We start from the raw sequence: 19569 nt of genomic DNA on the forward strand, positions 1-19569 counted from the left end.
GCGGGGTTTTGTTACAGGGGGAGGGGCGGACTCCCGGAAATGTTGCAAGATTCCGGTGCGGATCAATTGACAGGCCCCCATGTGGACCCTATTGAGCGGCTTCTAACACAACCGGCAGCCCGAATCCGATCGCGGCGGCCTGAACCGATCCGAACCGGAGCAAGCGCCATGAAACGCACTTTCCAGCCTTCCAACCTCGTCCGCAAGCGGCGTCACGGGTTTCGCGCACGGATGGCCACCAAGGCCGGCCGCAAGATTCTCAACGCCCGCCGCGCCCGCGGCCGGAAGAGCCTGAGCGCCTGAGGCGCAGCGGGGCAGAGATGCCCGGCGTAATGGCTGAGGTTGACAAGACCGCCGGGGGCGAGAGCCCTGCGGCGGTTTTCGCTTGTCTCGAGATCATGAAGAAGCGGGCCGACTTTCTGGCCTGCGCCAGGGGGCGGCGGGCGCATTGCCCGGGGTTCGTGGTGCAGGGGCGGAAGCGCGGCGAGGGCGACGGGGCCGAGGGCACCGACGCTGTGCGCGTGGGTTTCACCTGCTCCAAGAAGGTGGGCAACGCGGTGGCGCGGAACCGGGCCAAGCGGCGGCTGCGCGAGGTGGCGCGGGCGGTGCTGCCCGAGGCCGGACGGCCCGGCTGGGATTACGTGCTGATCGGGCGGGCCGAAGCAACGGCGGCGCGCGACCTTGCCACCATGCAGGACGAGCTGCGGGAGGCTCTGGAGACCCTGCATGGGTAGCGCCGGGCCGCTCCCTGCCCCGATGCGCCTGCGACGGAGCGGGCCATGACCCTGCTTGCCCGTCTCTTTGCCCTGCCCGTCCGCGGCTACCGGCTGATCTTTTCGCCCTGGGTCGGGCACAGTTGCCGCTTTCATCCCACCTGCTCGGCCTATGCGCTCGAGGCGCTGGAGCGGCATGGCGGGCTGAAGGGCGGTTGGCTGACCTTGCGGCGCATCGCGCGGTGCAACCCCTGGGGCGGGTCGGGCATCGACAATGTGCCGGATTGACCCGACGCGCCCCCAGCGGCGATGCTGACACCAGTGCCAGACCTGCCAGACCGGAGATCTTGATGACCCGCCGATTGTTTCTTGCCCTTGCCACGCTGCTTGCGCTCGCCCTGCCCGCCGCCGCGCAGACGCTCTACGTGCAGGAAAGCGACGACGGCTACCTGAACCTGCGCAACGGCCCCGGCACCCGCCACGAGATCCTGATGCGACTGACCTCGGGCACGGCGGTGGAGGTGACCGACAGCAGGGGCAATTGGCGGCAGGTGATCCTGCCCGATGGCACCCGGGGCTGGGCGCACCGGCGCTACATGGCGCCGCAATACATTGCCACGCAGCCTTATTCCTTTGCCGTGCTTCCCACGGATGACGGATTTCTGAACCTGCGCCGCGGCCCCGGGGTGAGGTTCGATGTGATCCGCCGCCTCTATGCCGGGCAGATGCTGCATTGGGACGACGGGCGCGAGGGCTCGTGGGTGCAACTGCGCCTGCCCGATGGCACCGTGGGCTGGGCCAGCATGACCTATCTGACGGCGGTGAACTGAGGGCGCAGCGCCCGGCGCGCCGCCGCTTTCTCCAACACTCCCGGCTTTGCCTCCCGCCCCGTGCGGGCGGGCGCGAACCGCAGCCGTGACGGCGGTAGATGCGCCCCGCGCCTCGCAATGCGGCGCGGTGGTGCCCGGAAATGTCGCAGGTTGGCCAGCCCGCGCGGGAAACCTGCGCCTAGGCTAGAAGAAACCGAGCTGTGGAGGGAGGCCGCGCCATGCCCGATGATCTGTCTGCCGTGATGCGCCCGATCGGGGCCGCGAGAGGCCTGCCCAACGCCCATTACACCGACCCCGCCACCCATGAGGCCGAGCGCGATGCGCTGCTCTGGGGCGGCTGGGCCGGGATCGGGGTGGGTGCCGATGTGCCCGAACCGGGCGATGCGAAGCCGCTGGAGTTCCTTGGTCTTCCGCTCCTCATGCTGCGCGGGCGCGATGGGGTGCTGCGGGTGTTTCGCAACACCTGCCGCCACCGGGGGATGATCCTTGTCGATGCGCCGCGCCGGATCGAGGGGGCGATCCGCTGCCCCTATCACTCGTGGTGCTATGCCCATGATGGCCGCCTCGTGGCCACGCCCCATGTGGGCGGGCCGGGGATGAACCGGGCGGAGGGGGTGAACAACGACGAGCTGGGGCTGGTTGAGGTGGCCAGCCATATTTGGCGCGACGTGGTGTTTGTGGATGTCAGCGGCAAGGCGGGCCCGTTCGAGCAGGCCCACGCCGCGCTGCTTGCCCGCTGGGCCGAGGTGGATGCGCCGGTGCACCATGGCGGGCCAGACAGCCGTTTTGTGCTGGAGGTGGCCTGCAACTGGAAGCTCGCGGTGGAGAACTACTCGGAGAGTTATCACCTGCCCTGGGTCCATCCCGGGCTGAACAGCTATTCGCGGCTGGAAGACCATTACAACATCGAGGGCGAGGGGTTTTCCGGGCAGGGCAGCACGCTCTACCGGCAGATCCGGGGCGAGGCGGGCGAGGTGTTTCCGGATTTTGCGGGCTGGCCGGAGAGCTGGGAGGAAGGGGCCGAGTATGTTTCGGTGTTTCCGAACGTGCTGATGGGGGCCCAGCGCGACCATGCCTTCGTGATCGTGCTGGAGCCGACAGGGCTGGCGACGACGCGGGAGCATGTGCATCTCTATTACGCCTCGGGCGACACCGATGCGGCGCTGCGGGCGAAGAACACCGCACAGTGGCGCGAGGTCTTCGAGGAAGACGTGTTCGTGGTGGAGGGGATGCAGCGTGGGCGGGTTGGCCCGGGGTTTGACGGCGGGCGGTTTTCGCCCGTGATGGACGGGCCGACGCATCGGTTTCATCAATGGGTCGCGGCCCGGCTCGGCGCGTGAGCCTCGACGCCAGGCTGCTGGCGGCCCATGCCGCCCGCGACGGCGCCGCTCTGGCCCGGCTCTATGCCGAGGCGGCAGAGGCAGGCGGGCCGGGGGCGGGGTTTTACCTTACGCAGGCCTGGGTCTTTGCGCTGGAGGCCGGGTTGCCGGAGGCCGAGGCCTATGCCCGGCGGTTGAAGGCGGGCGCGCGCGCCTGACCCCAAACGGAAAAGGCCCCCGCCGCTGGGGCGAGGGCCTTTCGACCTTTGAGGGAAATCAAGGTCTGACGCCGCGAGGTTCAGGCGCGGTCGTCGATCACGAGGGTCACTTCACCCTCGCCTTCGCTTTCAAAGCCCACCACGTCGTCGGCTTCGAAACCTTCGGCCTCGAGTGCGGCGGTCAGCTCGCTGTTGGCCTCGATGGCCTCATGCAGGCTCACCATCGCGTCGGCCTGGGTGCTCAGCGCCTTGTCGAGGGCGTTGGAATTGCCGGCGCCTTCGATCTCGCTCAGAAGAACGGTATCGACGGAGACGTCAGCCCCCAGCGCCTCGATATCGGCGGCAGCCTGGGCGGTGGTGCCGTTGTTCAGGCCCGAGATGACCGAGCCGAAGTTGACCTTCGCCTTGGCGCTCGCGCCGTTTTCGGCCATGTCGGTGGCCCCGTCCTGCACCTCCTGTGCGGTGCTGGTCACGGCGTTCTCGACCTGGTTCGCGGTGCTCTGGGCGGTTTCGGTTGCGCCGGAGACGGCGCCCGAGACGCCGGCTTCGGCGTCTACACCGACAGAGCCTGCAAAGGCGGCGGTGCCGAGCGAACCGGCCAGAACGGCGGCGATGGTGCTTTTGGCAAGATTGGTCATTGTATCCTCCTTAGGTTTCCGCGGCGAAGTCTGTGCCGCTGATGTGGGGCCACAACGGCGGGGCGGCCTGCCTGTTCCGGCCTGCGGCGCGGCGGCGGAAATTCGCGGGAAATTGCCCAAATCGCGGTTCGGGCTCCGCAGGTTTTTGCGGGTTCACGGAGGCTTGGGTTGAACGTGTGGCGCCGCTTCCCCAACGCCCCGGTTTCTGGCATAGCCTGCCCATGCTGGACGAATCCGACGATATCCACCCGCTGTTTCACGGCGCCCCCTCGACCACGGAGTTCAAGAAGCTCCGCAAGCGGATCGTGCGCGATACCCGCGAGGCGATCGAGCAATACGGGATGGTGGAACGGGGCGTGCGGCCCGGTGGGGCGGAGAAGCCGAAGTGGCTAGTCTGCCTGAGCGGCGGCAAGGACAGCTACACCCTGCTTGCGGTGCTGCACGAACTCCAGTGGCGCGGCCTGCTGCCGGTGGAGCTGCTGGCCTGCAACCTCGATCAGGGGCAGCCGGGGTTTCCCTCGACGGTTCTGCCCGCCTTTCTGGAAAAGATGGGGGTGCCGCACCGGGTGGAGTATCAGGACACCTATTCCATCGTGATGGACAAGGTGCCCGCCGGGCGCACCATGTGCGCGCTCTGCTCGCGGCTGCGGCGCGGCAACCTCTACCGGATCGCGCGGGAGGAGGGCTGCTCGGCGGTGGTGCTGGGCCATCACCGCGACGACATTCTGGAAACCTTCTTCATGAACCTGTTCCACGGCTCGCGGCTGGCCACCATGCCGCCCAAGCTGGTGAACGAGGAGGGCGACCTGTTTGTGTATCGTCCGCTCGCCCATGTGGCCGAGGCGGATTGCGAGAAATTTGCCGCCGCGATGAACTATCCGATCATCCCCTGCGACCTCTGCGGCAGCCAGGACGGGCTGCAACGCCAGCAGGTGAAGGCCCTGCTCGACCAGTGGGAGGCGAACCATCCGGGGCGGCGGCAGAAGATGTTCCGGGCCCTGATGAACACACGGCCCTCGCACCTTCTCGACCCGGCGATCTTCGATTTCGTCGGGCTGGAACGGCGGATTCAAGAAGATAGTGAAAACTTGAACGAAATCGCCCCACCCGACTTAAGGAACTGATTACGCCGATTGCCTAGCTTGCCCCCTGTAGCGGCTCCGACCGGGCCGCAAGGGCAGAAGGGCATGGCGATGCAAGGGCTGAAGGCCAGCTATTTCAGACTCCGGCGGGCGCTGCGGCAGGGGTTTTTCCGACCGCAGATCATCACATTCCTGCCGGCGCTCCTGCTGGCCGGCTACTGGTTTGGCGGCGAGGGGGTGATTCTGATCGCCGCGCTGCTGTTTCCGGTGCTGGCCGTCATGGGCGGGCTGTTCGACAGCGGCCATGGCGCCACCCGGCGCGACGGGGCGACCGACCTGCTGCTGCGCGAGGATTTTCTCGACCTGCTGAGCGAGGCGATCCCCCGGGTGGAGGCGCAGAACTGGAACACCGCCTGCTTCGTGCTGGAGATCGACGACTGGACAACCATCGTGGAGCGGATCGGCAAGAGCGGGGCCGAAACCGTGCTGCGCCGCACCAGCGAGCGGATCGAGAGCGCGATGCGCGGGGCCGATTTTGCCGCCCGGCTCGAAGGCCCGCGCTTTGCCGTGGCGCTCGATCCGGTGCGCCGGGTCGACCTCGATGCGGCGCTCAACATCGCCGAGCGGCTGCAGGGCACCGCGGGCCAGCCCGTGAGCATAGATGCAACCTCGGTGCGGGTGAGCGTGTCGATCGGCTTCTGTCTCAACACCCGCGCGCCCCGGCGCACCGGCGAGGCGCTGCTTGGCGCCGCCGAGATTGCCGCCGAGGAGGCCCGCACCAACGGGCCGGGCGGCACGCGAGCCTATTCGCGCGAGATGCGGGCGCAGATCTCGTCGCGCAACGCGCTGATGGACGACCTGCTCTCGGCCTTTTCCGAGGGGCAGATCAGGCCTTGGTTCCAGCCGCAGGTCTCGACCGACACCGGCAAGATCACCGGCATGGAGGCGCTCGCCCGCTGGCTCCACCCCGAGCGCGGCATGATCGCGCCCGGAGATTTTCTGCCCGCCATCGAGCAGGCCGGGCTGATGGAGCGGCTGGGCGAGGTGATGCTGCATCACGCCTGCTCCGCCCTGCGGGCATGGGACCGCGCCGGGGTGAGCGTGCCCACGGTCGGGGTAAACTTTGCCGCCGCCGAGCTGCGCAATCCCAAGCTGGTGGACCGCGTGAAATGGGAGCTGGACCGCTTTGACCTTGCCCCCGAGCGGCTCACGATAGAGGTGCTCGAAACGGTGGTCGCCACCACCGACGACGACACGATCACCCGCAACATTGCCGCCCTCGCCACCATGGGCTGCCCTGTGGACCTTGACGATTTCGGCACCGGCCATGCCTCGATCAGCTCGATCCGCCGGTTTGCGGTGAACCGGCTGAAGATCGACCGCAGCTTCGTTATGCGGGTGCATGAGGACCGCGAGCAGCAAAAGATGGTCTCGGCAATCCTGCTCATGGCCGAGCAGCTCGACCTCGACACCCTGGCCGAAGGCGTTGAGAGCATTGGCGAACATGCAATGCTGGCGCAACTCGGCTGCGGCCACATCCAGGGCTTCGGGCTGGCCCGCCCCATGGCCTTCGAGGATACCATCGCCTGGATCGAGAAGCACAATGCCCGGATCGTCGAAACCCCCATTCCCAAGGGCATTGCGCGGGAGTGACGCAGGCCCGTTGCAGTAACAATTACACCCTTTCGTCTTGACCTTTCGGCCCTTGAGCGATTGAACCCTCGCAACCTTAAAACAGCGAGCGGTGCCCCTGCATGGACGACCAGAACAAGAACCTCATTCTCGCCACGGCGCTGAGCTTCCTTGTGATCCTTGCGTGGTTCATCATCTTCCCGCCCGAAGAGCAGGTTACGCCCGACGCCCCCGCCGCCGAGCAGACCGCCGACGGCACCCCGGCCACCGCGGACGGAAGCACCGCCCCCGGCGCCGCCGATGGCTCTGCCCCCGCGGCGAGCACCAACAGCGATGCGCCCGAGGCCGTGGCCGACGCCCCGCGCCTGACCATCGACACCCCCAACCTCGCCGGCTCGATCAACCTGATCGGCGGCCGCGTCGATGACCTGAGCCTCAAGCGCTACACGGTGGATGTCGACAGCGAGGAGATCGTGCGCCTGCTCTCCCCGGTGGGCGAGACCAACCCCTACTACGCGCTCTACGGCTGGGCCCCCGGCGCGGGCCTCACCGCCACCGACGTGCCCGGCGACAACACCGAATGGACCGTGGAAGAGGGCGAAACCCTGACGCCTACCACCCCCGTGACCCTGCGCTGGGACAGCCCCTCGGGCCTGATCTTCCGCCGGGTGATGAACGTGGACGAGGAGTTTCTGGTCAGCGTCGAGCAATCGGTCGAGAACCCGACAGAGCAGGCGATGCGCGCCCAGCCCTATGCCCTCATCAACCGCCACGGCCTGCCCGAGCTGACCAACTTCTTCGTCATCCATGAAGGCGTGATCGGCCAGCACGACGGCGAGCTGGTGATCGAGGATTACGACAACGTCACCGACTTCACAGCCCAGGGCGAAACCTTCGCCGACATCACCGATGGCTGGATCGGCTTTACCGACCACTACTGGATGACCAACCTGATCCCCGAACCGGGCCAGCCGGCCACGCTTTCGGTCAACTACATGCCGCGCGGCGACATCTACCAGACGCTGACCAAGCAGCCGACCCAGGACATCGCCCCCGGCGCCACCGTCACCGCCCGCTCGCATCTCTTTGCCGGCGCGAAGGAATGGGAAGTCATCAAGCACTACCAGGACGATCTCGGCTTCGTCGATTTCGTCAACACGGTCGATTGGGGCTGGTTCTGGATGCTGACCAAGCCGATCTTCCGCGCGCTGCACTGGCTCTACGGGCTGATCGGCAACATGGGCATCGCGATCATCGCGCTGACCTTCCTGATCAAGGCGATCCTCTTCCCGCTGGCCTACAAGAGCTACGTCTCGATGGCCAAGATGAAGGAGCTTCAGCCCGAGATGGAGAAGCTCAAGGAAAAGGCCGGCGACGACCGCCAGAAGCTGCAGAAGGAGATGATGCAGCTCTACAAGAAGGAAAAGGTGAACCCGGCTTCGGGCTGCCTGCCGATCCTGCTTCAGATCCCGATCTTCTTCAGCCTCTACAAGGTGATCTTCGTCACGCTCGAATTGCGGCAGGCGTCGTTCTTCGGCCCGTTCCGCGACCTCTCGCAGCCTGATCCGACCTCGCTCTACAACCTCTACGGCCTGCTGCCCTGGGCCAACCCCGAGCCCGGCTCGATCCTGGCGCTGGTCTTCATCGGCATCCTGCCGCTGCTCCTCGGCATCTCGATGTGGCTGCAGCAAAAGCTGAACCCGGCCCCCACCGACCCGACCCAGCAAATGATCTTTGCCTGGATGCCCTGGGTGTTCATGTTCATGCTCGGCGGCTTCGCCTCCGGCCTCGTGGTCTACTGGATCGCGAACAACACGATCACCTTCATCCAGCAGTACACGATCATGCGGACCCACGGGCACAAGCCCGACGTGTTCGGCAACATCAAGAAGAGCTTCAAGAAGAAGGCCAAGCCCGAGGCGGCGAACTCGGGCAGCAAGCCGGGCGGCAAGAAGTGAGCGCAACGCTCGCCCAGATTTGGCGACACCCGATCAAGAGCCACGGGCGCGAGCGCGTGGACGAGGTGACGCTGACGTCGGGCGAGTCGATGCCCTTCGACCGCCGCTGGGCGGTGGCGCATGAAGACAGCGCCTTCGAGGGCGACTGGGAGCGGTGCAGCAACTTTGCCATCACCACCCACCGCCCCCGGCTCTGCCCCTTTAACGTGGAGCTTGACGAGGCGGGGCCAGAGATTGCAGCCACCCACCCCGAGCTGGGCGAGCTGCGCTTCAATCCCGATGACGCGGCCGATGCGGCCCGCTTCGTGGAATGGACCCAGCCGCTTGCCCCCGAGGGCCTGCCCCGGCCGGCGCGGCTGGTGTCGCTCCCGGGGCGCGGCTTTACCGACAGCGACTTCGCCTCCGTCACCCTGTTTTCCATGGCCAGCCACCGCGCGGTGGAAGAGGCGCTGGGCCAAGAGATCACCCCGCTGCGCTGGCGCGGCAACCTCTGGGTCGAGGGGCTGGAGGCCTGGGAAGAGTTCGACTGGGTCGGGCGCGAATTCAGCGTCGGCGACGCGGTGCTGCGCGGCGTCGAGCGCACCCAACGCTGCCCGATGACCATGACCAACCCCGAGACCGGCGCGCGCGATGTGCCGACGGTGAAAACGCTGGCAAGCCACTTCGGGCACAAGGATTTTTCGATCCGCTGCGAGGTGGTGAAGGGCGGACGTATCGCCGAGGGCGCGGAGGTGCGGCCATGAGCGCGCCCCTGCCCTTCCCGCTGGCCGAAATGCCGGATGCCCCCACCGAAGAGGCGGCGCGCAAGCTGTTTGCCGGCGAGATCACCTTTGTCAAAGGCGTGGTCGCGATGGACGGCCTGCCCCCCGCAGACCGCCCCGAGGTGTGCTTTGCCGGGCGCTCCAACGTGGGCAAATCCAGCCTCATCAACGCCCTCACCGGCCGCCGCGCCCTCGCCCGCGCCTCCAACACACCGGGCCGGACGCAGGAGATCAACTACTTCGACCTCGCAGAGCAGGCCTTTCTTGTCGACCTGCCCGGCTACGGCTTTGCCAAGGCCCCCATCCCGGTGGTCGAAAAATGGCAGCGCCTGCTCAAGAGCTACCTTCAGGGCCGCGTGACCCTGCGCCGCGCCTTCGTGCTCATCGACTGCCGCCATGGCGTGAAGGCGGTGGATGACGAGATCATGAGCCTGCTCGACAGCGCCGCCGTCACCTTTCAGGTCGTCATGACCAAATCCGACAAGGTGAAGGAGAAGGACCGCGAGAAGGTGCTGTCCCAGACCCGCGCGGCGCTGCAAAAGCACCCCGCCGCCTTTCCCGAGATCGTGCTGACCAGCTCCGAAAAGGGCGATGGCATCGCGACCCTACGCGCCATCGTCCGCCGGATCACGCTGGAAGGTTAGGCGCCGCGCCTGTTCATTTTCTTGCTGCAAATATCTCCGGGGGTGTGGGGGCAGCGCCCCCACTCCGACTCCGAGGCTTGGCACGCCCGTCGGGGCGGAATAGGAAGGGGAAACCCTTCGAGGCCGCCAGAGATGAAGAAGCAGAACGCCATGAACCGCGACTGGATCGCCACCGCCCGCACCCTTTCCGAAGCCCTGCCCTACCTCAAGCGCTATGTCGGCGCGACGGTGGTCATCAAGCTCGGCGGCCACGCCATGGGCTCCGACGAGGGCATGGCCAGCTTTGCCCGCGACGTGGTGCTGATGAACCTCGTCGGCGTGCACCCGGTGATCGTCCATGGCGGCGGGCCGATGATCAACGACATGCTCAAGCGCCTTGGCGTGGAGAGCCAGTTCATCAAGGGCAAGCGCGTGACCGACGAGGCCACGATGGAAGTGGTGGAAATGGTGCTCTCGGGTACGGTCAACAAGCGGATCGTGCAGGCGATCAACGCGCAGGGCGGCCGGGCCGTGGGGCTTTCGGGCAAGGATGCGAACATGATGGTTTGCGATCCGACAGACCCGGCGCTCGGGCTGGTCGGCACGCCGGTTGAGGTGGTGCCCGATGTGATCCGTCAGTTGCACGAGGATGGCTACATTCCCGTAGTCGCCCCGCTTGGCGCAGGCCGCGATGGCGAGACCTTCAACATCAACGGCGACACCGCCGCCGGGGCCATTGCCGGGGCGCTCAAGGCTGACCGGCTGCTGCTGCTCACCGATGTGAGCGGGGTGAAGAACGCCGAGGGCGAGGTGATGACCCAGCTCACCCCGGAGAACGTGAAGACACTGACCGAAGAGGGCGTGATTGCCGGTGGCATGATCCCCAAGACCCAGACCGCGCTGGACGCGATCAAGGGCGGGGTTCGGGCCGTGGTAATCCTCGATGGCCGTGCCCCCAATGCCGCGCTGCTGGAGCTGTTCACCGACCATGGCGCCGGTTCGCTGATCCGCAGCGAGGTGAAGTGAGCTATCAAGACACGGCGCGGCTGGCGGCGGAGCACCACCTGGACATCTACGGCGGCTTCCACCCCGAGGCGGGCGGCACGCTGCTGATGCTCGGCCCCGGGGCCGGGGTCTGGGAGCACGTGAGCGCCGCGCCGGAGTTCGGCCATGGAGACGACCCGCTGGACCGTTGGTCGCGCCGGGTGATCGGCGCCATGGCCGAGACGCTTGGGGCGGAGGCGGTGTTTCCCTTCGACGGGCCGCCGTGGCATCCGTTTCAGAGCTGGGCGCAGGCGACGGGGCGCTGCTGGGAAAGCCCGGTGCGGCTGCTGGTCCATGACCGGGCCGGGCTCTGGGCCAGCTTTCGCGGCGCGCTTGCCTTCGAGGCGCGGCTCGACCTGCCCGCAGCCGAGGCCCCGCGCCCCTGCGAGGCCTGCGCCGCGCCCTGCCTCGGGGCCTGCCCGGTGGGGGCGCTCGGCCCCGAGGGCTACGACACCGGTGCCTGCCACGCCTATCTCGATACCCCCGCCGGGGCCGATTGCCTGAGCCGGGGCTGCAAGGTCAGAAGGGCTTGCCCTGTCTCCGCCAGCTTTCCTAGGGTAGAGGCGCAATCGGCATTTCACATGGCACATTTTCACAAACCCGGGACGAATTGATGCGTCAGCTCATGCTTCTCCGCCACGCCAAATCCAGCTGGGACGACCCCCTGGCCGATGATTTCGACCGCCCCCTGAACGAGCGCGGCCAGCGCGGCGCGACATCCATGGGCGACTGGATCCGCAGCAAGGATCTGGCGCCCGACCTCGTGCTCTGTTCTGCCGCCGCCCGCACCGTGGAGACATGGGAGCGGCTGACGCTGGAGGCGGAGGTGAAGTTTTCTCCCGGGCTCTACCACGCCGGACCCGACAGGATGCTGACGGCGCTGCAGAAGGCGCAGGGCGAACGGGTGATGATGGTGGGCCACAACCCCGGCATGGGCGCGCTGGCGGCGATGATGGTGCGCAATGCGCCGGTGCACAGCCGCTTTGGCGACTACCCCACCTGCGCCCTCACCGTGGCCGAGTTCGACATCGACGATTGGGCCGACCTTGCCCCGCGCAGGGGCCGGGTGCTGCATTTTCTCACCCCCCATGACATCGAGAACGCCAGCCCGCACGCCTGAGGCGCGGTGCTGCGCCGGGGCCGTCTCGGCTCAGGCCTCCAGCGTCTCGACCGAAAGGATCGTGGGCAGGTGGCGGGCGATCTCGGCCCATGTGTTGCCCTCGTCGGTACTGGCGAAGACCGAGCCGGAGTTGGTGCCGAAGTAGACGCCGGCCGGATCTTGCGCATCGCCCGCCATGGCCTGCCGGAGCACGGTGAAGAACACGTTCTGCTGCGGCAGCCCCTCGCGCATCGCCTGCCAGCTCTCGCCGCCATCGCGCGAGCGCCAGACGGCGCAGGCGGCATCGGGCGGAAAGCGGCCCTGGCTGTCGCCGTTGAGCGGCAGGGTCCAGAGGGTATGCGGGTCGCGCGGATGCACACGGATCGGGAAGCCGAAGGTGGAGGGGAGGCCCGGGGTGATGTCTTCCCACGAGCGCCCGCCGTCGGGGGAGCGCCAGACGCCGTGGTGGTTCTGCTGGTAGAGCAGGTCGCCGCCGCCCGGGGCGCGCATCATGTTGTGGACGCAATGGCCGGTTTCGCCATTGGCCGGGGCGGCCGGGTGGCTGTGGCCCTCGCAGGCCTCGACGTTGGAGAGGCGGTTGCGACGCTCCCAAGAGGCGCCGCCGTCCTCGGTGGCGAAGACCCCGGCGGCGGAGATGCCGACCCAGGCCTTCTGTGGATCGCCCGGATGGGTGACGATGGTGTGCAGCACCAGCCCCGCGGCACCGCCCTGCCAGCTTTCGGCGGAGGGATGGTCGGTAAGCCCCTCGACCTTGTTAAAGGTCGCGCCGCCATCGGTGCTGGCCAAAAGCTGCGCCGGTTTGGTGCCGGCATGAAGCGTGCCGTGGGCGTGGTTGAGGCTCCAGATCTGCTGGAAGTCCTTGTCGAAAGGCAGCGGCGCGCCGGTGATGCCGAAGAAGGCGGCGGTGTCGGGGTCGTTCTCGGCCCAGTCGTCCATGTCGCCGCGGGTCAGGCGGGAGAGGGTCCAGCTCGCGCCGCCATCCTGCGAGCGCCAGACGCCCGCACCGGTGAAGGCACCCCCACCCCCGGCCCAGATGGTGCCCGTCTCGGGATCACCGATCGCGTGGTTGATGCACCAGCCGTCGCAATGCGGCCCGCTGACGGCCCAGCCCGAGCGGCCTGCGCCGCCGTCGAGGATGAAGGCCCCCTTGGTGGTGCCCAGCAGAATCTTGACCATGGAATCGCCCTCCCCTGTTCGGGAGAAGCGTAACACCGGGCGGCCATTTCGCCAAGTTAAGTTGATATGCGCCTAAATATCGGCTGAGGGAGACAGGGGCCCGCAGTCAGGCAGATCCAGATGCTGCCAGCAGCGCCCGGTGAGGAGGTTGGCGACCTCCCGGCGCAGGTTGTCCAGCGCGTTCGCGGGCGTTTTGACCTCGGAACAAGGGGGCATTGTGGACCCGAGGAACGAGAAGGCCATGTGGTTCTGCCATGCTGGTGGCACCTTGCGGCGTTGGCGGAGCTGGTCGTACTGGATCACCGGGCAGGGATTGAGCGTGGCGATGCGCAGGGTCGGGTCTGGCATGTGGCAGCGGTAGAAGAGCCAGAGATCGAGCGCCTCCAGCGTCTCGGCCTGTCGGGCGAGGGCAATGAGCCGCTCGGCGGCACTGCGGGTCAGGAGATAGGCAGCCGCTCCGATCGAGGCATCATGGTAGCGGTGCAGGTCGTATCCGGAAGCGAGGGGCCGGCCGCGCCGGGACTGGATCGACCGCAGGCGGGTCGCTTCGAAGCGGATGATGTCGAAGCCCTGCGCCGACTCCATCGCCTCCAGCGGCGTGGCGGCATCGGCGGCAAAGATCGCATCGTCCTCGTAGATGAAACCGCGCGGTGCGCCGCTCTCGACGAGCATTGTCCAGGCCCGGGCATGGGCCAGAAAGCAACCGCGGGCGCCGATGGGCAGAGGGCTGCCAGAGAAACTGATTCCGAGGTGCGCTTGGTCGGCTTCTTCGGGGGACAGGTAGAAGGCCGGAACCAAGCGGGCCTCGCGCCCGAGCGCTGCGAGGCTCGAGGCCATGTGGCGGAAACGCGTGGTCTGAGCGTTTCGTGAAATGACAAAGGAGGGGCACTTCTGCCCCTCCTTCCAATCCTGCATCGCCCTCAGTGTCCGAGGATCTGGCTGAGGAACAGCTTGGTGCGCTCGCTCTTGGGATTGTTGAAGAACTCTTCGGGCTCGTTCTGCTCCACGATCTGGCCGGCGTCCATGAAGATGACGCGGTTGGCGACCTGGCGGGCGAAGCCCATTTCGTGGGTCACGCAGAGCATGGTCATGCCCTCTTCGGCCAGCTCGATCATGGTGTCGAGCACCTCCTTGATCATCTCGGGGTCGAGTGCGGAGGTGGGTTCATCAAACAGCATGATCCGGGGCTTCATGCAGAGCGAGCGGGCGATGGCCACGCGCTGCTGCTGGCCGCCCGAAAGCTGGCCGGGATACTTGTCGGCCTGCTCGGGGATCTTCACCTTTTCGAGGAAGTGCATCGCCGTGGCTTCGGCTTCCTTCTTCGGCACCTTGCGGACCCAGATGGGGGCCAGCGTGCAGTTTTCGAGGATGGTCAGGTGCGGGAAGAGGTTGAAGTGCTGGAAGCACATGCCGACCTCGGAGCGGATCTTGTCGATGTTCTTGAGGTCCGAGGTCAACTCGGTCCCGTCGACGATGATCTGCCCTTCCTGATGCTCCTCCAGCCGGTTGATGCAGCGGATGAGGGTGGATTTGCCCGAGCCCGAAGGCCCGGCGATCACGATCCGCTCTCCGCGATAGACCGTCAGGTCGATGTCGCGCAGCACGTGGAAGGTGCCGTACCACTTGTTCATGTTGTTGATTTCAATGGCGACCTCGTCGCTCACCTCCATCTTGGATCGGTCGATCGTGCGGTTTGTAGCAAGGTCAGACATTGTGCGGTCTCCTTAGCGGTGGCCAGTCTGAAGCTTGCGCTCCAGATACATGGAATAGCGGGACATGCCGAAGCAGAAGAGGAAGAACAGCGCGGCGATGAACATGTAGAGTTCCCACACGATGCCGTTCCAGGCCTGGTCGGCGCGGATCGAGTTGGACAGGCCGAGCGGGTCGAGAAGGCCGATGACCGAGACCAGCGTGGTGTCCTTGAACAGCCCGATGAAGGTGGACACGATGCCCGGGATCGAGATCTTCAGTGCCTGGGGCATGATGATGAGGCGTTGCGCCTGCCAGTAGTCGAGGCCCAGCGAGTCGGCCCCCTCGTACTGGCCCTTCGGCAGCGCCGCGAGGCCACCCCGGATCACCTCGGCCATGTAGGCGGCCGAGAACAGCGTGGCCATGATGATGACCCGCAGGATGATGTCGAAGTTGGTGCCCGGCGGCAGGAAGATGTTCAGCAGGGTCGAGGCCACGAAGAGCAGCGTGATCAGCGGCACGCCGCGGATGAACTCGATGAAGCCCACGCAGAGCGATTTGACGATCAGCAGGTCGGACTGCCGGCCCAGCGCCAGGATGATGCCCAGCGGCAGCGAACAGGCGATGGCGACGACGCCGATGGTGATCGACAGCAGCATACCGCCGAAGTCCCGCGAGGCGACGCTCTCGAGTGCCAGCGGCATGATCGAGGCCAGCGCATCCTGCACGTAGCCGGAGATCACCAGCCACCAGAGCGCCGCAGCGACCACAGCGGCGATCAGCGCAGCGAGCTGGCCGATGACCGGGGCGGCGAATTTGACCACCGCCCAGAGCACTACGAAGCCCAGCGCCGCGCAGATCGGAGCCCAGATCGTTCCGCCCCAGAGAAGCCAGGGGAAGAGGAAGGGGTAGACCGCGGAGAACCAGAGCAGCTTGGTGGGCACCTTGTCGGCGAACAGCACCGGGGCAAGCGCCACGAAGAGCAGCAGGAAGGCCAGGATCGGGCGCCAGTAGAGCTCTGCGGGATAGAACCCGAACAGCAGTTGCACCCAGCGTTCGCGGATCACGCCCCAGCAGGCGCCGGAGGTGCCGTGCTCGCCCACCTTGCCGGCGGCAAGGAGAATCTCGCGGCATTCGCTGAGTGAGGTGGCCGACCACGTGGGCGAAAAGAACCACGGGATCAGCATCCACAACACGTAGGCCACGAAGAGCGAACAGACGATGGTGACGATGGTGTTGAACGGACCGGTGAAGAGGTTTTTCTTGCCCCAGCCCATGATGCCCACGGTCGAAAGCGGCGGCTCCTTCTGGGGGAGCATCGTTTCGCGGACGAAGGCGACGGTATCGGCGTGCAGATTGCTCATCTTACCTCTCCACCAGTTTGACGCGGTTGTTGTACCAGTTCATCAGGCTGGAAATCGCAAGCGAGATGATTAGGTAGATCAGCATGCCCAGCAGGAGCGTTTCCAGCTCCTTGCCGGTCTGGTTGAGGGTGATGCCCATCAACGTGCCGGTCAGGTCCATGTAGCCCACGGCGATGGCCAGAGAGCTGTTCTTGGTCAGGTTGAGGTACTGCGAGATCAGCGGCGGGATGATGACCCGCAGCGCCTGGGGCAGGACCACGAGGCTCATGATCCGCTTGGGCCGCAGCCCGAGCGCCCCGGCGGCCTCGGTCTGGCCGGAGGAGATGGCGAGGATGCCTGCGCGCACGTTCTCGGCGATGAAGGCCGCCGTGTAGAGCGAAAGCGCCAGCCAGAGGGCGATGAGCGAGTTCCGCAGGTAGGTGCCGCCCTGGAAGTTGAAGCCCTTCAGCTCGGGGTAGCCAAGGTGGAAGCCCAGCGCCACGAGCACCACGATCAGCGGCACCACGATAACGCCGATCCGCAGATACCACGTGGTCGGCCGGACCCCGGTTGCCTCCTGGGTCACATCGGCGCGGCGCTTGATGATGCCCGCCCCGACGATGCCCGCGATCAGCACCGCGACGATCAGGAGCAGGTCGATGCTCACCGAGAAGTTCATCGAGCTGGTGCCGAAGAAGTGGATGTCGCCCAGCGTGCGCGAAAACAGCGGCTCGGGCAGGTAGACGCCCCGGTTGGTGATGGCGACGGTGTCGAAGACCTTCATCGTCGCTTCCGGGTCATCGCCCCGGAAGGCGCTTGGCGCGGGGAGGGTCTCGATCAGGATTGCCATGGCGAAGACGATCCAGAGCAGCACCGGCACGTTGCGGAACATCTCGACGTAGATCGTCATCAGGCGGCCGATGAGCCAGTTGGGCGAAAGCCGCAGCACACCGACGATCACCCCGATCACCGTGGCGGTGATACAGCCGAGCACTGCGACAAGCAGGGTGTTCAGCAGGCCGATGAAGGCGGCGCGCAGGTGCGAATCCTGGTTGGAGTACTCCAGCAGTGTCTGGTTGATGTCGTAGCCCGCGGGCTCGCCAAGAAAGCCGAAGCTCACCGTCTTGCCGCTGGTCGCAAGGTTCTGCGCCGTGTTGCTGACAAGGAACCCGATGAGAAGAAGAAATCCGATCAGAGCCACCACCTGAATCGTCATCGACCGGTAGCGGGTGTCGTATATGAGCATGGAAAGCCTGAAGTCGGCCTTCGGCGGCTCCGTGACAGTTGCCATTGTGGCGCTCCCCCGAGCTATGTGCAGCTACACCTTCTCCGTCTGCAGGCAGATGCCCGCGAGCCTTTGGGTATAGCTTTTATGAGTTTTCATTGTCCCCGATGCGAAGGGGCGCGGCCTTGCGGTCGCGCCCCTTGCAAATGTCTTAGCGGAAGGGCGGCGAGTAGAGCAGGCCGCCGTCGGTCCACTGGGCGTTGAGCCCGCGGCTCAGGCCGATCGGCGTGGCTGCGCCGATGTTGCTTTCGAAGACTTCGCCGTAGTTGCCGACGCTTTCGATGATCGCTTTGGCCCAGCCGGCCTCGAGGCCGAGCATCTCGCCGAGGTTGCCCTCGGTGCCGAGCAGACGGTTCACTTCGGGGTTGTCACCGGCTTCCATCGACATCTCGCCGACGTTGGCCGAGGTCACGCCGTACTCTTCGGCGGCAACCATCGCGTTGAGCGACCAGCGGACGATATCGCCCCACTCGTCGTCACCGTGGCGCACCAGCGGGCCGAGCGGCTCTTTCGAGATGATTTCCGGCAGGATCACGTGATCTGCGGCGTTCTCGAAGGTGGAGCGCGTGGCGGCGAGGCCGGAGGCGTCGGTGGTGTACACGTCGCAGGCGCCAGCGAGGTACTGCTGCTGGGCTTCGGCGTTGGTTTCGATCGGCACCGGCTCGTAGCTGATGTTGTTCACGCGGAAGAAGTCCGCGAGGTTCAGCTCGGTGGTGGTGCCGGTCTGGATGCAGACGGTGGCGCCATCAAGCTCCTTGGCCGAGCTCACGCCCAGCGCCTTGGGCACCATGAAGCCTTGGCCGTCGTAGTAGTTCACGCCGACGAAGGTGAACTTGAGGTCCACGTCGCGCGAGAAGGTCCAGGTGGTGTTCCGGGCCAGCATGTCGATCTCGCCGGAGGCGAGAGCGGTGAAGCGGGTCTTGCCGGTGGTGGGGACGAATTCGACGGCAGTTGCGTCACCGAGAACGGCAGCAGCAACGGCACGGCACACGGCCACGTCGAAACCTTCCCACTCGCCCGAAGCGTTGGGCGCAGCAAAGCCGGGCACGCCGGTTGCGACGCCGCAGTTCAGCTTGCCGCGCGCTTTCACGTCGTCAAGCGTCGCCGCAGCACCGGCGGTGGCGGCAAGGCCAGCGACGGTCAGTGCGCCGAGAAATAGGGATGTTTTCATGTTTACCTCTTCCTGATCGTCCGGTGCCGTTTTGATACGGCTTTCCGGAATGGATACCGGCAGGGTGTGCCGATTGCGTTAGTGCGATGCCCGAAGCCTCGGAGCGCCGCAGAAGTGGGTCAAGTTGGCCGAATTCGCCACGGGACGTCAAGGGCAGGGTAGCGCGGTTCCTTGGCGTTAGGGAGATTTTTGCCCGGATTTTGGGCAAAGGCTCACGATGAGGCACCGCTCGAAGCGTGTGGAAAGAATCAGCGAGTCGCCCGGGAGAGCCGATAAAGCGCCGCCGCATGGAGGAAGTCGGCGCGTTTGCGGGCGGCCAGTTCGCTGGCCTCTTCGTCTTCGCCCCACTGCGAGATCTGCCAGTCCTCGTCCACCCGGCTCAGGGTCCAGAGCGTTTCGGGCGATGCGTGGCCGTCGAGCGCGGCCAGCCCCATGACGAGCGAGCCGGAGAGGGAGGTGAGGTCGTGCAGCGCGGTCAGGGCAAAGGGGTCCAGCCGGTGCACCAGCGCCCGCAGCGACTCGACCGTGGTGGCGGGCTGGGGCACGTGCATGACCCCGGTGGTCACGATGAGCGGCGCCTCGAGCACGTCGCGGGCCCAGTCGATCAGCGGGTCCCAGGCCTCGGCCTGAAGCCGGGAGAGGGCGCGGGGGCTGTCGGCGCGGTAGCAGATCAGGTCACTCTCGCCATAGGCGGCCACGATCTCGGCGACCTCGGCATGCTGCGGGGCAACCCGGTCGAGCGCGGAATTGGCCGAGCGGGTGAAGGGCATGGTCGAGGGGTCGATCTTTTCGCCCTGCGCGGCCCATTCATCGGCCACCGCCCGGGCCAGCGCCTCGCTGGGCAGGGTGAGCGCCGCCTTGGCCGGGGTCTTCACCGGGCGGCCGTCGAGATGCACGGCAAAACCCTCGCCCTCGGGCACGGCCTCTGCCGCCTTCCAGAATCGCTTTGCTGCCCATTCGGCCATGC

The 19569-nt window shown here is 66.5% G+C and carries 22 protein-coding genes; 14 read left to right on the top strand and 8 right to left on the bottom strand.

The features are described 5' to 3' along the window. Positions 1 to 168: 168 nt before the first annotated feature. The 6 genes from rpmH (at position 169) to GTH22_RS14555 (ending at position 3080) form a co-directional block, all read left to right on the top strand. Complete coding sequence (rpmH, locus tag GTH22_RS14530; RefSeq protein ID WP_012177012.1) at positions 169 to 303, top strand: 50S ribosomal protein L34; 135 nt, start codon at positions 169 to 171, stop codon at positions 301 to 303. 29 nt (positions 304 to 332) lie between these two features. Beyond that, positions 333 to 734, top strand: coding sequence for a ribonuclease P protein component (rnpA, locus tag GTH22_RS14535; RefSeq protein ID WP_252946237.1), 402 nt, complete (start codon positions 333 to 335; stop codon positions 732 to 734). A gap of 45 nt (positions 735 to 779) precedes the next feature. Continuing rightward, positions 780 to 1001 (top strand): membrane protein insertion efficiency factor YidD, encoded by a 222-nt coding sequence (gene yidD, locus GTH22_RS14540; RefSeq protein ID WP_252946238.1) that lies wholly within the window; start codon positions 780 to 782, stop codon positions 999 to 1001. Positions 1002 to 1063: 62 nt separating this feature from the next. After that, the gene (locus GTH22_RS14545) at positions 1064 to 1543 is read left to right on the top strand and encodes an SH3 domain-containing protein (protein ID WP_252946239.1); all 480 of its coding nucleotides are present in this window, start codon (positions 1064 to 1066) and stop codon (positions 1541 to 1543) included. A 218-nt stretch (positions 1544 to 1761) separates the two neighbouring features. After that, entirely contained in the window at positions 1762 to 2883 is a 1122-nt protein-coding gene (locus tag GTH22_RS14550; protein ID WP_252946240.1) for an aromatic ring-hydroxylating dioxygenase subunit alpha, read from the top strand. Beyond that, a complete protein-coding gene (locus GTH22_RS14555; RefSeq protein ID WP_252946241.1) occupies positions 2880 to 3080 on the top strand; it encodes a hypothetical protein in 201 nt (66 codons plus the stop codon). The genes GTH22_RS14550 and GTH22_RS14555 overlap by 4 nt, the downstream gene beginning before the upstream one ends. An 80-nt stretch (positions 3081 to 3160) precedes the next feature. Here GTH22_RS14555 and GTH22_RS14560 read toward each other — a convergent pair whose 3' ends face one another. Further along, the gene (locus GTH22_RS14560; RefSeq protein WP_252946242.1) at positions 3161 to 3718 is read right to left on the bottom strand and encodes a hypothetical protein; all 558 of its coding nucleotides are present in this window, start codon (positions 3716 to 3718) and stop codon (positions 3161 to 3163) included. A gap of 221 nt (positions 3719 to 3939) precedes the next feature. Here GTH22_RS14560 and ttcA point away from each other — a divergent pair, with 221 nt between their 5' ends. The 8 genes from ttcA (at position 3940) to GTH22_RS14600 (ending at position 11938) form a co-directional block, all read left to right on the top strand. Then, positions 3940 to 4842: a tRNA 2-thiocytidine(32) synthetase TtcA gene (gene ttcA, locus GTH22_RS14565; RefSeq protein WP_252946243.1), complete on the top strand. Its 903-nt coding sequence runs from the start codon at positions 3940 to 3942 to the stop codon at positions 4840 to 4842. Positions 4843 to 4905: 63 nt separating this feature from the next. Further along, a complete protein-coding gene (locus GTH22_RS14570) occupies positions 4906 to 6453 on the top strand; it encodes a putative bifunctional diguanylate cyclase/phosphodiesterase (RefSeq protein WP_371928359.1) in 1548 nt (515 codons plus the stop codon). Between the two features lie 101 nt (positions 6454 to 6554). After that, complete coding sequence (gene yidC / locus GTH22_RS14575; RefSeq protein WP_252946244.1) at positions 6555 to 8390, top strand: membrane protein insertase YidC; 1836 nt, start codon at positions 6555 to 6557, stop codon at positions 8388 to 8390. After that, a complete protein-coding gene (locus tag GTH22_RS22280; protein WP_252946245.1) occupies positions 8387 to 9133 on the top strand; it encodes an MOSC domain-containing protein in 747 nt (248 codons plus the stop codon). Before yidC ends, GTH22_RS22280 begins: the two co-directional genes overlap by 4 nt. Further along, on the top strand, positions 9130 to 9795 hold the full coding sequence (gene yihA / locus GTH22_RS14585) for a ribosome biogenesis GTP-binding protein YihA/YsxC (RefSeq protein WP_252946246.1): 666 nt from the start codon (positions 9130 to 9132) through the stop codon (positions 9793 to 9795). Before GTH22_RS22280 ends, yihA begins: the two co-directional genes overlap by 4 nt. Positions 9796 to 9927: 132 nt before the next feature. Then, a complete protein-coding gene (argB, locus tag GTH22_RS14590) occupies positions 9928 to 10800 on the top strand; it encodes an acetylglutamate kinase (RefSeq protein WP_252946247.1) in 873 nt (290 codons plus the stop codon). Continuing rightward, complete coding sequence (locus GTH22_RS14595; RefSeq protein ID WP_252946248.1) at positions 10797 to 11432, top strand: ferredoxin; 636 nt, start codon at positions 10797 to 10799, stop codon at positions 11430 to 11432. Before argB ends, GTH22_RS14595 begins: the two co-directional genes overlap by 4 nt. Before the next feature lie 11 nt (positions 11433 to 11443). After that, positions 11444 to 11938 (top strand): histidine phosphatase family protein, encoded by a 495-nt coding sequence (locus tag GTH22_RS14600; RefSeq protein ID WP_252946249.1) that lies wholly within the window; start codon positions 11444 to 11446, stop codon positions 11936 to 11938. A gap of 30 nt (positions 11939 to 11968) precedes the next feature. On the opposite strand, the gene GTH22_RS14605 is transcribed toward GTH22_RS14600, so the two are convergent. The 7 genes from GTH22_RS14605 to GTH22_RS14635 all read right to left on the bottom strand — a co-directional run bounded on the left by GTH22_RS14605 (position 11969) and on the right by GTH22_RS14635 (position 19567). Next, the gene (locus GTH22_RS14605) at positions 11969 to 13114 is read right to left on the bottom strand and encodes a sialidase family protein (RefSeq protein WP_252946250.1); all 1146 of its coding nucleotides are present in this window, start codon (positions 13112 to 13114) and stop codon (positions 11969 to 11971) included. Positions 13115 to 13186: 72 nt separating this feature from the next. Continuing rightward, on the bottom strand, positions 13187 to 14029 hold the full coding sequence (locus GTH22_RS14610; protein ID WP_256471591.1) for a glycosyltransferase family 25 protein: 843 nt from the start codon (positions 14027 to 14029) through the stop codon (positions 13187 to 13189). A gap of 5 nt (positions 14030 to 14034) precedes the next feature. After that, entirely contained in the window at positions 14035 to 14826 is a 792-nt protein-coding gene (locus GTH22_RS14615) for an amino acid ABC transporter ATP-binding protein (RefSeq protein WP_305884664.1), read from the bottom strand. 12 nt (positions 14827 to 14838) lie between these two features. After that, positions 14839 to 16167 carry an amino acid ABC transporter permease gene (locus tag GTH22_RS14620; RefSeq protein ID WP_252946252.1) on the bottom strand — a complete coding sequence of 443 codons (1329 nt, stop codon included), beginning with the start codon at positions 16165 to 16167 and terminating at the stop codon, positions 14839 to 14841. A 1-nt stretch (position 16168) separates the two neighbouring features. Continuing rightward, a complete protein-coding gene (locus GTH22_RS14625; RefSeq protein WP_252946253.1) occupies positions 16169 to 17437 on the bottom strand; it encodes an amino acid ABC transporter permease in 1269 nt (422 codons plus the stop codon). A 145-nt stretch (positions 17438 to 17582) separates the two neighbouring features. After that, positions 17583 to 18602, bottom strand: a complete 1020-nt coding sequence (locus GTH22_RS14630; RefSeq protein WP_252946254.1) for an amino acid ABC transporter substrate-binding protein — start codon at positions 18600 to 18602, stop codon at positions 17583 to 17585. Positions 18603 to 18850: 248 nt separating this feature from the next. Further along, a complete protein-coding gene (locus GTH22_RS14635) occupies positions 18851 to 19567 on the bottom strand; it encodes an ATP12 family chaperone protein (RefSeq protein ID WP_252946255.1) in 717 nt (238 codons plus the stop codon). Positions 19568 to 19569 lie beyond the last annotated feature (2 nt).

The organism is Oceanicola sp. 502str15 (assembly GCF_024105635.1).
Taxonomy (GTDB): Bacteria; Pseudomonadota; Alphaproteobacteria; order Rhodobacterales; family Rhodobacteraceae; genus Vannielia.